The sequence below is a fragment of the Rathayibacter sp. AY1F4 genome, assembly GCF_002931775.1.
Lineage (GTDB): Bacteria > Actinomycetota > Actinomycetes > Actinomycetales > Microbacteriaceae > Rathayibacter.
Genome location: NZ_PSVE01000001.1, coordinates 99,256 through 111,663 on the forward strand (window position 1 = coordinate 99,256; position 12,408 = coordinate 111,663).

Genomic DNA, 12,408 nt, shown 5'->3' on the forward strand with positions numbered 1-12,408 from the left:
AGCAGCAGCACCGGCGTCGAGCCGAGGGGCGTCCGCTGATGCGCCTCGCGCGGATCCGGGCCGAGGACGGACCGGCCGTCGTCCTCCAGGTCGCGGGGGACTGGCGCGAGATCGAGGACGCCTTCGCCGCGGAGCCGGTCGAGACCGGCCGCCGCTGGCCCGTCGAGGGCGCGCAGCTGCTGGCCCCGGTGGAGCCGCGCGTCATCCTCGGCATGGCGCACAACGGCTCCGCTGCCGACCGGCTGCTGCCGCCGCAGGCCTTCCACAAGACCGCGCACACGCTGGCCGGGCCCGGCGACCCGATCGTCCTCGATGAGGGCATCGGCCCGGTGGTCGTCGAGGGCGAGCTCGCCCTGGTCATCGGCCGCACCGCGCGGCACCTCACGCCCGAGGACGCGCTCGCGCACGTGCTCGGAGCGACGGTCGCGAACGACGTCACCGCTCCCGGGATGATCGCCGCCGACGGCCTCTTCCTCCAGGGCAAGAACGGCGACGGCTGGACGCCGCTCGGACCGTGGATCGAGACCGGAGTCGACGTCGACGCGGTCGGCATCACGGTGAGCGTCGACGGGGAGGTGCGGGCCGTCTCCTCGACCGAGCGCCTCGGCTGGCGCGCCGCCGAGATCCTGGTGCACCTCACCTCCCACCTCACGCTCCACCCGGGAGACGTCGTCCTCACCGGCTCGCCCGGCACCGCCGTCGAGGTCGGGCCCGGCCAGGAGGTGCTGATCGCCCTCGACGGGATCGGCGCGCTCGCGAGCCGCACTGTCGCGGGCCCTCCGCGCGCGGCGCCTCCGCAGCCCTGACATCCGCTCCGACCCTCTGGAGGAACCGTGCTCTTCGACCTGACCGACCGCGTGGCGCTCGTCACCGGATCCAGCCGCGGCATCGGCCGCGCCGTCGCCACCGGCCTCGCCGAGGCGGGCGCCACCGTCGTCCTGAACGGCCTCGACCCCGAGCGCCTCGAGGCCGCCCGAGCCGAGCTCGCGGAGCGGTTCGCCGGCACCGACGACCGCCCGCGGATCCACGCCCGCGCCTTCGACGTCACCGATGACGCGGCCGCCGAGGCGGGCGTCGCGTGGATCGAGGAGGCGGTGGGCCCGCTGCGCATCCTGGTCAACAACGCCGGCGTCCAGCACCGCGTGCCCCTGCTCGAGCTCGAGGTCGCCGACTGGGAGCGGGTGCTGCGCACGAACCTCACCAGCGCCTTCGTGGTCGGCCGGGCGGCGGCGAAGCGGATGATCCCGCGCGGCGCCGGGAAGATCGTCAACGTCGCCTCGGTGCAGGCCGATCTCGCGCGGCCGACGATCGCGCCCTACACCGCCTCGAAGGGCGGGATCCGCAACCTCACCCGCGCGATGACGGCGGAGTGGGCGCAGCACGGCATCCAGGTCAACGCGATCGCGCCGGGCTACATCCACACCGAGATGACGCAGGGCCTCGTCGACGACGAGGCGTTCAACAGCTGGATCCTCGGCCGCACTCCCGCCGCGCGCTGGGGCCGCGTCGAGGACCTGATCGGCCCTGCCGTCTGGCTCGCCTCCGACGGCTCGGACTACGTCAACGGGCAGGTCGTCTTCATCGACGGCGGCATGACCGTCGTCGTCTGAGCCACCCCTCGACCCACCGAACGGAACCCGCATGACCGCGCTCGTCCCCGCCTCCACCACCCGCGTCGTCGTCCACGCCGCCGGCGACCTCCGCGTCGAGGACGCGCCGCTCGCGCCGCGCGGCCCCGGCGAGGCCCTCGTCGCCGTCGCGTACGGCGGGATCTGCGGCTCCGATCTGCACTACTGGACGCACGGCGCCGCGGGCGAGTCGATCCTCCGCGAGCCGCTGACGCTCGGCCACGAGGTGGTCGGCACGGTCGTCGAGGCAGCGGCGGACGGCTCCGGACCCCCGGTCGGCGCGGCCGTCGCCGTGCACCCCGCGACCGCGCGCGGCGAGTGGCCAGACGGGCGCCCGAACCTCGCGACCGAGGGCACCTACCTGGGCAGCGCCGCGCGGATGCCGCACACCCAGGGCGCGTTCGCCCGCCACGCGGTGCTGCCGGCGCGCATGCTCCGCGAGCTGCCCGCCGGTCTCGGGCTCCGGGAGGCGGCGCTCGCGGAGCCGGCGGGCGTCGCCTGGCACGCGGTGTCCCGCGCGGGGGAGGTGTCGGGACGGCGCGCGCTGGTGATCGGCAGCGGCCCGATCGGAGCGCTGATCGTCGCCGTGCTGAAGCGGGCGGGGGCGGCCGAGATCGTCGCGGTCGACCTGGCCGAGGAGCCCCTCGCGATCGCCCGCGCGGTCGGCGCGACCCGGACGATCCGCGCGACCGACGCCGACGCGATCGCCGAGGTCGCGGCCGACGTCGTCTTCGAGTCCTCGGGCAGCCCGCGCGGCCTCGCCTCGGCCGTCCGGGGCGCCGCCCGCGGCGGCACCGTCGTGATGGTGGGACTCCTCCCCTCGGGCGAGCAGCCGGCCCTGATCTCGCTCGCGATCACCCGGGAGCTGCGCCTGATCGGCTCCTTCCGCTTCGTCGACGAGATCGACGAGGTGCTGGCGGCGCTCGCCGACGGAAGCCTCGCGGTGGCGCCGGTGGTCACGCAGGTGGTGCCGCTGGAGCGCGCGCTCGAGGCCTTCGAGCTCGCCCGCGACGCCTCGCGCTCGAGCAAGGTGCTGCTCGACTTCACCCCGTGACGGGCGCTCGAGGCGCCTCCGGAGGGTCGGGATCGCCCGAGCGTTCGGGGTTCCCTCGGACGGCGGCGCCGCCGGAGCACTACCGTTGCACCATGGCGTCCACCGATACCCCCGATTCCGCCCCCGAAGCCGACACCGCTTCCGAGAGCGCCCCCACGCTCACCTTCTCCGACCTCGGTCTCTCCGACCCGGTCCTCAAGGCCCTCAAGGAGGTCGGCTACGAGACGCCCTCGGCCATCCAGGCCGCGACGATCCCGTCCCTCCTCTCCGGCCGCGACGTCCTCGGCGTCGCCCAGACCGGCACCGGCAAGACCGCGGCGTTCGCGCTGCCGATCCTCTCGCGCCTCGACGTCTCGCAGAAGACGCCGCAGGCCCTCGTGCTGGCCCCGACCCGCGAGCTCGCGCTGCAGGTCTGCGAGGCGTTCGAGCGCTACGCGTCCGGCCTCCGCGGCGTCCACGTCCTCCCCGTCTACGGCGGCCAGGGCTACGGCACCCAGCTCTCCGCGCTCCGCCGCGGCGTCCACGTCGTCGTCGGCACGCCCGGCCGCATCATGGACCACCTCGAGAAGGGCACCCTCGACCTCTCGCAGCTGAAGTTCCTGGTTCTCGACGAGGCCGACGAGATGCTCAAGATGGGCTTCGCGGAGGACGTCGAGACGATCCTCGCCGACACCCCCGTCGAGAAGCAGATCGCGCTGTTCTCGGCCACGATGCCCGCGCAGATCCGCCGCATCTCGGGCAAGTACCTGAAGGAGCCGGAGGAGATCACGGTCAAGAACAAGACCACGACCTCCGTCAACACCACCCAGCGCTACCTGATGGTGTCGTACCCGCAGAAGGTCGACGCGCTCACCCGCATCCTCGAGGTCGAGAACTTCGAGGGCATGATCGTGTTCGTCCGCACGAAGAGCGAGACGGAGACGCTGGCCGAGAAGCTGCGCGCCCGCGGCTACACCGCGGCGGCGATCAGCGGAGACGTGGCCCAGGCCCAGCGCGAGCGCACCGTCGAGCAGCTGAAGTCGGGCAAGCTCGACATCCTCGTCGCGACCGACGTCGCCGCCCGCGGCCTCGACGTCGAGCGCATCAGCCACGTCGTCAACTACGACATCCCGATCGACACCGAGTCGTACGTCCACCGCATCGGCCGCACCGGTCGCGCGGGGCGCAGCGGAGCGGCGATCAGCTTCGTCACGCCGCGCGAGCGCCGCCTCCTCGCCGCCATCGAGAAGGCCACCCGCCAGCCGCTGACCGAGATGCGGATGCCGAGCGTCGAGGACGTCAACGTCACCCGCCTCTCGCGCTTCGACGACGCGATCACCGCCGCGCTCGCCGACACCGAGCGCCTGCAGCGCTTCCGCGACATCATCGGCCACTACGTCGAGCACCACGACGTGGTCGAGTCGGACGTCGCCGCCGCGCTGGCCATCGTCGCGCAGGGCGAGGAGCCGCTGCTGCTCTCGCCCGACGACCCCCGCTTCGCCCGTCGCGAGCGCGAGGACCGCGACTCCCGGCCCGACCGCGGCGACCGACCCGAGCGCGGCGACCGCTTCGACCGCGGCGGCGACCGCGGCGAGCGTCCCGAGCGCCGTCAGCGCCCGGCGAACAGCAACCTCGCCTCGTACCGGATCGAGGTCGGCCGCCGCCAGCGCGTCGAGCCCCGCCAGATCGTGGGCGCGCTCGCGAACGAGGGCGGCCTCAACCGCGGTGACTTCGGGCACATCGACATCCGCCCGGACTTCTCGATCGTGGAGCTGCCGGCCGACCTGCCCCAGGACGTGCTCGACCGCCTCGCCGACACCCGCATCAGCGGCCAGCTGATCGAGCTGAAGCCGGACCGCCGTCCGAGCCGCGCCGGCGCCGACCGCGGCGCACGCCCCAGCGGCCCGAGCCGCTCGAGCGAGCGCCCGGAGCGCAAGCCGCGCTACTGACGCCTCCCGCCCCGGCGGACGGGCCTCCACGAGACGCCACTCCGGTACAGCGACCCTTGCGTGTCGCGTACCGGAGTGGCGTCTCGCGTTCGTGCGGGGGGCGGCCTCAGCGGCGCAGGACGCGCCGGGCCAGCACGTTGCCGAGCAGCTGCACCAGCTGCACGATCACGATGATCACGAGCACCGCGGCCCAGGTGACGACCGGCTCGAACTGCCGGTAGCCGTACTGGATCGCGAAGTTGCCGAGCCCGCCGGCGCCGATGTAGCCGGCGACCGCCGACATGTCGATCACGGCGACGAACACGAACGTGTAGCCGAGGATCAGCGGACCGAGCGCCTCCGGCAGCAGCACCGTGCGGACGATCCGGAATCGGCTCGCTCCGACCGACCGCGCCGCCTCGATCACGCCGGGCTGCACGGTCAGCAGGTTCTGCTCCACGATCCGCCCGATGCCGAAGGCGGCGCCGAGCGAGAGGGTGAAGACGATGGCGTCCGTGCCGATGCCGGAGCCGACCACCAGCCGGGCCAGCGGCTGGGCCGCGGCGATGAAGATGATGAACGGGATCGGCCGGAACACGTTCACGATCACGTTGAGCAGTCCGTAGACCACCCGGTTCGCGTAGAGGGCGCCGCCGCGGGTGAGCGCGAGGCCCAGTCCGATCAGCAGTCCGCCGAGCCCGCCGAAGAGGAGGCTCAGCGCGACGATGTAGAGCGTCTCGCCGGTCGCCTGGACGAGCTTGGGCAGGAGCGGGATCAGCTCGTTCATCGGGGCACCTCCGTGAGGGCGACGCGTTCGCCGAGGCGGGCGAGGAGGGGGTCGACGACGCCGTCCGGCGCGTCGAGGGCGACCGTGAGGTGGCCGAAGGCCCGCCCGCGCACGTCGGTGATGCCGCCGTAGACGAGCTCGAGCGGCACGCCGGCGGCCGCGACCTCGGCGAAGACGTCGCCCTGGGAGGCGGAGTCGTCCGAGAACGAGAGCGTGACCAGCCGGCCGCGGTGGCGCGCGCGCAGCACGGCCGCCTCCGCGGGCGAGGGCACCGAGCGGACGACCGTGGAGACGAAGCGGCGGGTGACCGGCTCGCGCGGGGCCGAGAACACGTCGAAGACGGGCCCGCGCTCCACGATGCGGCCCGACTCCATCACCGCGACCTTCGTCGCGAGCTGCTGGACCACGTCCATCTCGTGGGTGATCACGACGATGGTGACGCCCAGCTCCTCGTTGATGCGGCGGAGGAGGGCGAGCACCTCGCCGGTGGTGTCCGGGTCGAGCGCGCTGGTGGCCTCGTCGGCCAGCAGGATGCGCGGGGAGGCGGCGAGGGCGCGGGCGATGCCGACGCGCTGCTTCTGCCCGCCCGAGAGCTGCTCCGGGTGGCTGCGCGCCTTGTCGCTCAGGCCGACGAAGCGGAGCATCTCGTCGACGCGGGCGCGCTGCTCCGCGCGCGGGACGCCCGCGACCTGCAGCGGGTAGGCGACGTTCTGCCCCACGGTCTTCGAGCCGAACAGGTTGAACTGCTGGAAGATCATCCCGATCCCCAGGCGCAGCCGGCGCAGCTCGCGCTCGGGCAGGCCCACGGTCTCGCGGCCGTCGATCTCGATGCTGCCGCTGGTCGCGGGCTCCAGGGCGTTGACGAGGCGCGCGAGCGTGCTCTTGCCGGCGCCGGAGTAGCCGATCACGCCGTAGACGTCGCCCGCCTCGATCTCGAGGCTCACGCCGTCGACGGCCGCGGTCGGGGCGGCGCCGCGCCCTGCGCCGGGGTACACCTTGCGCACGTCGGTCATGCGGATGAGCGGCACGGGGCGCCCTTTCTGTTGCGGGGGAGGCGCGGGACCGCGCCGGTGGGGAGCTCCGCGAGCGGAGGACCCGACCGGCGCGGTGCCGCGGGTGCCGGAGTCAGGAGGCGGCGGAGATGTCGGTCTCGGCGGACTCGAGCGAGGTCTCCAGCTCGGAGGCGGGGGTCTTCAGGAAGACCGCGGTGCCGCCGGACTGCTCCGAGACGCCGTCGAGCACGTCCTGGCTGTCCTGGTAGATCGAGACGAGCTTCGTGTAGGTCTCGTTCTCGGCGTCGTCGGCCCGGGCGGCGAAGATGTTCGTGTAGAGCAGGGAGGCGGGGTCGCTCGGGTCGTCCTGGGCGATCGCGTCCGAGGCCTTGAGGCCCGCGTTCTCGATGAAGTCGTTGTTGATGATCGCGGCGGCCACGTCCGGGAGCGACGTCGGGGTGAGGGAGGCCTCGAGCGCGGTGACCTCCACCTTCGAGGAGGACTCGACGTCGTCGACGTTCGAGAGCACTCCGCCGCCGTCCTTCAGCTCGACGAGCCCGGCCGACTGCAGCACCAGCAGCGCGCGCGCCTGATTGGTCTCGTCGTTGGGGATCGCGACGGTGGAGCCGGCGGGGATGTCCGCGACGTCGTCGTACTGCGAGGAGTAGAGGCCGAGCGGGTAGATCGCGGTCGCGCCGATCGGCACGAGGTCGGCGTCGGCCGAGGTGTTGTACTGCGCCAGGTAGGCGATGTGCTGGAACTGGTTGAGGTCGATCTCGCCCTCGGTGAGGGCGGGGTTGGGCTGGTTGTAGTCGCTGAAGTCGACGATCTCGACGTCGATCCCGGCGTCGGCGGCGGCCTTCTCGTAGGTGGCCCAGTAGGGGTCGCTCGCGCCGACCACGCCGATGCGGACGGTGTCGTCGCCGCCGCCCGCGCCGGAGCAGCCGGCGAGGAGGAGGGCGGCGGAGGCGGCGATCGCGGAGGTCGCGAGGAGTCGGGTGCGCAGGGTCATGGCTGTGGGGATCCTTCCGTGGAGAGGATCCGGGCACTCGGCACCGACCGGGCGGTGCTGGTCACCGCCGGCGCTGCGACCGGCCTCCGGTCGCTCGGCGCCGCGACTGCGCGGATCCCGGGGATCACCTTACGAAGGCGGTCGGACCCGCGCGGAACCCGCGCGTAACACGGCGACTCGGAGGCAGCGGAGGCGCGCGCTCACCGCCTGAGCGCGCCGTGGCGGCCGCTCATCGCGGGATCGCGCCGTGCCGCGCGCACGAGCTCTCGAGACCGCTGGGGCTGCAGCTCAGCGCCTGACCGCGCCGCGCCGGGCGCTCAGCTCGCGAGCGCGCCGTCCTCGCCCGCCGACGCCTCGTGCTTGGCGATCCGCTTCGCGATCGCGTCGCGCTCGGCCCGGAGCGACGCGATGGTCGGCTTGTCCAGGCGGGGGTCGGCCAGGTCGGCGAAGGGGCTCGCGGCGCCGGTGCGCGCGGACACGAGCGCGGCGTACGCCTTCGTCGCGGCGCGGAGCTCGGCTCCCGCCCGTTCGACCTTCCGCGGCTTCGACTCCTTGTCCGAGACGAGTCGGGCGTGCTTGTCGAGGGCGTCTACCAGCGCGCGATGCGCGGCGTCAATCTTCTTGCTCATAGGCGCATTATGGCGCAGGATCGGCGCACGGCGCCGAACGCGTCCCGCACCAGCCCTCCGTCCCCCTTCGCGAGAGGCCGCTCGGGTACGCGACACGCAGGGGAGGCGTACCGGAGCGGCATCTCGCGGGGAGGGGACGGGCGGGTCAGCGGGCGACCGGCGTGGAGACGGACGACGCGCCGGCGCTGGTGGCCACCGCGTCGAGGACTCGCTGCACGTCGAGGGCGTCGGCGAAGGTGGGCGTGACCGCCGTGCCGCCGGCGATCGCCTCGACGAGGTCGACGACCTGGTGCGTGAAGAGGTGCTCGTAGCCGATGCCGTGCCCGGTCGGCCACCAGGCGGACATGTACGGGTGCGCCGGCTCGGTGACCTGGATGCGCCGGAAGCCCTGCGCCTCCTCGGGGTCGCGGGCGTCGTAGTACTCGAGCTCGTTCATCCGCTCGAAGTCGAACGCGATCGAGCCGAGCTCGCCGTTCACCTCGATCCGGTTGGCGTTGCGGCGGCCGGTCGCGACGCGGGTCGCCTCGAAGACGCCCAGGGCGCCGCCCTCGAAGGAGGCGGTGAAGGCCGCGGCGTCGTCGACGGTCACGGCGCCGCGCGGGGCGTCGGCACCTGCGCGGCCGCCGAGGCCGACCTGCTCGCTGAGCACGGGGCGCTCGGTGGTGAAGGTGCGCAGCGTCGCCGAGACCGAGGTGATGCCGCGGCCGGTCAGCCACTGGGCGGTGTCGATGCTGTGCGCGCCGATGTCACCGAGGGCGCCCGAGCCGGCGCGCTCCTTCTGCAGGCGCCAGGTCAGCGGCGCCTCGGAGTCGGACAGCCAGTCCTGCAGGTACTGGGCGCGCACGTGCCGGATGTCGCCGAGGCGGCCCTCCTCGATGAAGCGCTTCGCGAGGGCGAGGGCCGGGGTGCGGCGGTAGCTGAAGCCGCACATCGCCACCTTCCCGGAGGCGGCGGCCGCGGCGACCATCCGCTCCGCCTCCTCGACGGAGTTGGCGAGGGGCTTCTCGCACAGCACGTGCTTGCCGGCCTCGAGGGCCGCGATGGCGATCTCGGCGTGGGTGTCGCCCGGGGTGCAGATGTCGACGAGGTCGATGTCGTCGCGGGCGATGACGGCCCGCCAGTCGGTGGAGGCCTCGCTCCAGCCCAGCCGCTCGGCGCGCTCCGCGGTCGAGTCGGGGTTGCTCCCCACGAGCACGGCGAGCTCGGGGCGGAGGGGGAGGGGGAAGAAGCGGGAGGCTGTGCGCCAGGCGTGCGAGTGGGTGCGGCCCATGAAGGCGGTCCCCACCATCGCGACGCGCAGGGCTCGGTCGTTCGACATCGTCGTCCTTTCGTCGGCCGTACGACCCTGCCACGGGTCGGGGCGCGGGCGCTACCGCGCTCGGCGAGGCTCCCTCCGGGGCGACGCGCCCGGGCTGCACGGACATGAGCACGTTCATAGGGTTCGGAGAGCGCTCTATCACGGACGGAATGTCTCAACAGCCGCCGTCAGATGTCGCGTAATCCCGCGGATCCCTGCCCTGACGCGGTAGCAGGAAGCCTCCCGGGCGACTGGGCGATCACCCGAACCGCCTTCGAATCGGTTCAGAACTTTTGCTTGACCCGCGACGTAAGTGGAAGTAGCTTCATCCGCATGGTCACCGCAGACCCCCGCAGCACTGCTGCACAGCCTCTTCCCCGCACCTCCGACGAGTCTCAGCAGCTGCTTCTGCAGATGCGCGGCATCGTGAAGGTCTTCCCCGGCGCCCGTGCTCTCGACGGCGTCGACCTCGATGTCCGACCCGGTGAGGTGCACTGCCTCCTCGGCCAGAACGGCGCCGGCAAGTCCACCCTCATCAAGACCCTCGCCGGGGCCCACCAGCCCACCGAGGGCGAGATCCTCGTCGACGGGAACGTCGTCACGATCCCGTCCCCGACGGCGGCCCTCGCCCTGGGCATCGCGACGATGTACCAGGAGCTCGACGTCGTCGACGGCCTCTCCGTCGCCGAGAACATCTTCCTCGGCCACGAGCTCTCCCGCGGCGGCTTCACCGCCCGGGCGAAGGCCACGAGGATCACCCGCGAGCTGATGGAGCGCCTCGGCCACTCCGAGATCTCGCCGAACCGCGAGGTCGGCACGCTCTCCGCCGCCGGCAAGCAGATCGTGCAGATGGCCCGCGCCCTCTCGCACGACGCGCGGGTCATCATCATGGACGAGCCCTCCGCGGTGCTCGACTCCGAGGAGGTGGAGAACCTCTTCCACGTGGTGCGCCAGCTCACCGCCTCCGGCGTCGCCATCGTCTACATCTCGCACCGCCTCGACGAGATCCGCGCCATCGGCGACCGGATCACCGTGATCAAGGACGGCGCGACCGTCGCGCAGAACCTCGCGGTCGCCGACACCCCCACCTCGAAGCTCATCACCCTGATGACCGGCCGCGCCGTCGAGTACGTCTTCCCGGACCGCCAGGAGCTCGACGTCGAGGCCGAGACGCTGCTGAAGGTCGAGAAGCTGGGCCTGCAGGGCTCCTTCTCGGACGTCTCCCTCGAGATCCGCGCCGGCGAGGTCGTCGGCCTCGCGGGGCTGGTCGGCTCCGGCCGCTCCGAGATCCTCGAGACCATCTACGGGGCGCGCCGCGCCACCACCGGGACGGTCAGCGTGGCGGGCAAGCGCCTGCGCGCCGGCTCCGTCACCTCGGCGGTCGACGCCGGCATCGGCCTCTGCCCGGAGGAGCGCAAGAGCCAGGGCCTGCTCCTGGACGAGCCGGTCTACCGCAACATCACCCTCTCGACCTTCGACCGCTTCGCCAAGCGCGGCTTCCTCGACGAGCGCTCCGAGCGCGCGGCGGCGGCCGAGCAGGCGGTCTCCCTCGACCTGCGGCCCTCCGGGGTCGACCGCGACGCCCGCACCCTCTCCGGAGGCAACCAGCAGAAGGCGCTCCTCGCCCGCTGGCTCGTGCGCGGCTGCCGCGTCCTGCTGCTCGACGAGCCGACCCGCGGGGTCGACGTCGGCGCACGGGCCGAGATCTACACCCTGATCAGGGACCTCGCGACCAACGGCGCCGCCGTGCTCGTGGTCTCCAGCGAGATCGGCGAGGTCCTCGGACTCTCCGACCGAGTGCTCGTGATCTCCGACGGCGCCGTGGTCCACGAGGGCCCGGCCGATTCGATCGACGAGCACCGCGTGCTCGATCTCGTCATGGAAGGAAGTGCAGCGTGAGCGGACAGCTCGACACCGCGTCGCCGTCGATCGGCGGTCCGCAGGAGGACGCCGCCCGTCACGCGTCGGCCGCGACGGGAGGCTCCTCCGGGGGCGTGCCCTCGAAGGACTCCCGCTCCGGGATCGCCCGCCTCATGCAGGGCTCCCTCGGCCGCAACGTCGGGCTGCTGCTCGCGCTGGTGATCCTCTGCATCGTCGGATTCGCGACCGCGGGGGAGCGCTTCGCCAGCGTCGACAACGTCCTCACGATCCTCCGCCTCGCCGCCGTCATCGGCGTGCTGAGCATCGGCATGACCTTCGTCATCACCTCCGGCGGCATCGACCTCTCGGTCGGCTCCGTGATGGGGCTCGCGACGGTCTGGGCGAGCACGGTCTCGACCCAGTACTACGCGGCCAACACCTCCTGGCTGGTGATCGTGCTCACCGCGGTCGTCGTCGGCCTCGTCTGCGGCCTCATCAACGGCGCGCTGATCGCCTACGGCCGGGTCGTCGCCTTCATGGCGACCCTGGCGATGCTCGTCGCCGCCCGCGGCTTCGCCGAGCTGATCTCGAACCGCCAGACGCAGGTCGTCACGGTCACGCCGTTCCTCGACTTCTTCCGCGCCGACGTGCTCGGCATCCCGGTGCTCGTGCTGATCTTCGTGGTCGTCGCCGTCGCCGGCTGGATCCTGCTCAACCGCACCACCTTCGGCCGTCGCACCATCGCGGTCGGCGGCAACCCCGAGGCCGCCCGCCTCGCCGGCATCAAGGTCCGCCGCCACACCATGTACGTCTACGGCCTCGCCGGGCTCACCGCCGGCATCGCCGCCGTCATGATGCTCGCCCGCACCACCGCCGGCAGCTCGACCAACGGCCTCCTCTACGAGCTCGACGCCATCGCGGCGGTCGTCGTCGGAGGCACGCTGCTGGCCGGCGGCCGCGGCACCATCGTCGGCACCGTGTTCGGCGTCCTCATCTTCACGACCCTGACCAACGTGTTCACACAGAACAACATGTCGACCTCGACTCAGGCCGTCGCGAAGGGCGCGATCATCGTCGCCGCCGTCCTGCTGCAGCAGCGGTTCGCCGCCCGCGGCAGGAAGTCCTGACCCCGGGGCTCCGGCCCCGCTCCTCCACACACAGCAACCCACCCGACCACTCAGGTCACCTCTCCGCAGGACACGTGTGCCCTCGGACCCCTCGGATCGATCGAAGGAGATCACT

11 protein-coding genes are annotated in these 12,408 nt (G+C 72.7%); 6 read left to right on the top strand and 5 right to left on the bottom strand.

Going from position 1 to position 12,408, the window contains the following annotated elements; translation table 11 throughout:
- The first annotated feature begins 38 nt into the window (after positions 1-38).
- The 4 genes from C5C59_RS00430 to C5C59_RS00445 all read left to right on the top strand — a co-directional run bounded on the left by C5C59_RS00430 (position 39) and on the right by C5C59_RS00445 (position 4,610).
- Positions 39-806 carry a fumarylacetoacetate hydrolase family protein gene (locus tag C5C59_RS00430; protein ID WP_104237938.1) on the top strand — a complete coding sequence of 256 codons (768 nt, stop codon included), beginning with the start codon at positions 39-41 and terminating at the stop codon, positions 804-806.
- 27 nt (positions 807-833) lie between these two features.
- Entirely contained in the window at positions 834-1,610 is a 777-nt protein-coding gene (locus tag C5C59_RS00435) for an SDR family oxidoreductase (RefSeq protein ID WP_104237939.1), read from the top strand.
- 31 nt (positions 1,611-1,641) lie between these two features.
- Positions 1,642-2,682 (top strand): L-idonate 5-dehydrogenase, encoded by a 1,041-nt coding sequence (locus C5C59_RS00440; RefSeq protein WP_104237940.1) that lies wholly within the window; start codon positions 1,642-1,644, stop codon positions 2,680-2,682.
- Positions 2,683-2,774: 92 nt separating this feature from the next.
- A complete protein-coding gene (locus tag C5C59_RS00445; RefSeq protein WP_104237941.1) occupies positions 2,775-4,610 on the top strand; it encodes a DEAD/DEAH box helicase in 1,836 nt (611 codons plus the stop codon).
- Positions 4,611-4,716: 106 nt separating this feature from the next.
- Here the strand turns inward: C5C59_RS00445 and C5C59_RS00450 are convergent, their stop codons facing one another.
- From C5C59_RS00450 to C5C59_RS00470, 5 genes are all read right to left on the bottom strand, one after another.
- Positions 4,717-5,376 (bottom strand): methionine ABC transporter permease, encoded by a 660-nt coding sequence (locus C5C59_RS00450; protein ID WP_104237942.1) that lies wholly within the window; start codon positions 5,374-5,376, stop codon positions 4,717-4,719.
- Positions 5,373-6,404, bottom strand: coding sequence for a methionine ABC transporter ATP-binding protein (locus tag C5C59_RS00455; protein WP_244229504.1), 1,032 nt, complete (start codon positions 6,402-6,404; stop codon positions 5,373-5,375). Before C5C59_RS00455 ends, C5C59_RS00450 begins: the two co-directional genes overlap by 4 nt.
- A 97-nt stretch (positions 6,405-6,501) precedes the next feature.
- The gene (locus C5C59_RS00460) at positions 6,502-7,380 is read right to left on the bottom strand and encodes a MetQ/NlpA family ABC transporter substrate-binding protein (protein WP_104237943.1); all 879 of its coding nucleotides are present in this window, start codon (positions 7,378-7,380) and stop codon (positions 6,502-6,504) included.
- 317 nt (positions 7,381-7,697) lie between these two features.
- Positions 7,698-8,009: a hypothetical protein gene (locus tag C5C59_RS00465; RefSeq protein WP_104233529.1), complete on the bottom strand. Its 312-nt coding sequence runs from the start codon at positions 8,007-8,009 to the stop codon at positions 7,698-7,700.
- 145 nt (positions 8,010-8,154) lie between these two features.
- A complete protein-coding gene (locus tag C5C59_RS00470) occupies positions 8,155-9,327 on the bottom strand; it encodes a Gfo/Idh/MocA family protein (protein WP_104233530.1) in 1,173 nt (390 codons plus the stop codon).
- A gap of 393 nt (positions 9,328-9,720) precedes the next feature.
- On the opposite strand from C5C59_RS00470, the gene C5C59_RS00475 reads away from it, so the two are divergent.
- Positions 9,721-11,205, top strand: a complete 1,485-nt coding sequence (locus C5C59_RS00475) for a sugar ABC transporter ATP-binding protein (RefSeq protein ID WP_219812427.1) — start codon at positions 9,721-9,723, stop codon at positions 11,203-11,205.
- A gap of 134 nt (positions 11,206-11,339) precedes the next feature.
- Positions 11,340-12,293 (top strand): ABC transporter permease, encoded by a 954-nt coding sequence (locus C5C59_RS00480; RefSeq protein ID WP_068256795.1) that lies wholly within the window; start codon positions 11,340-11,342, stop codon positions 12,291-12,293.
- The last annotated feature ends 115 nt before the right edge of the window (positions 12,294-12,408 follow it).

Bases quoted from the DNA above. Each gene is read 5' to 3' on its own strand.
- C5C59_RS00475 (WP_219812427.1), top strand. From the start codon at position 9,721: ATGCGCGGCATCGTGAAGGTCTTCCCCGGCGCCCGTGCTCTCGACGGC.
- C5C59_RS00430 (WP_104237938.1), top strand. From the start codon at position 39: ATGCGCCTCGCGCGGATCCGGGCCGAGGACGGACCGGCCGTCGTCCTC.
- C5C59_RS00450 (WP_104237942.1), bottom strand. From the start codon at position 5,376: ATGAACGAGCTGATCCCGCTCCTGCCCAAGCTCGTCCAGGCGACCGGC.
- C5C59_RS00465 (WP_104233529.1), bottom strand. From the start codon at position 8,009: ATGAGCAAGAAGATTGACGCCGCGCATCGCGCGCTGGTAGACGCCCTC.
- C5C59_RS00445 (WP_104237941.1), top strand. From the start codon at position 2,775: ATGGCGTCCACCGATACCCCCGATTCCGCCCCCGAAGCCGACACCGCT.
- C5C59_RS00440 (WP_104237940.1), top strand. From the start codon at position 1,642: ATGACCGCGCTCGTCCCCGCCTCCACCACCCGCGTCGTCGTCCACGCC.
- C5C59_RS00460 (WP_104237943.1), bottom strand. From the start codon at position 7,380: ATGACCCTGCGCACCCGACTCCTCGCGACCTCCGCGATCGCCGCCTCC.
- C5C59_RS00480 (WP_068256795.1), top strand. From the start codon at position 11,340: ATGCAGGGCTCCCTCGGCCGCAACGTCGGGCTGCTGCTCGCGCTGGTG.
- C5C59_RS00470 (WP_104233530.1), bottom strand. From the start codon at position 9,327: ATGTCGAACGACCGAGCCCTGCGCGTCGCGATGGTGGGGACCGCCTTC.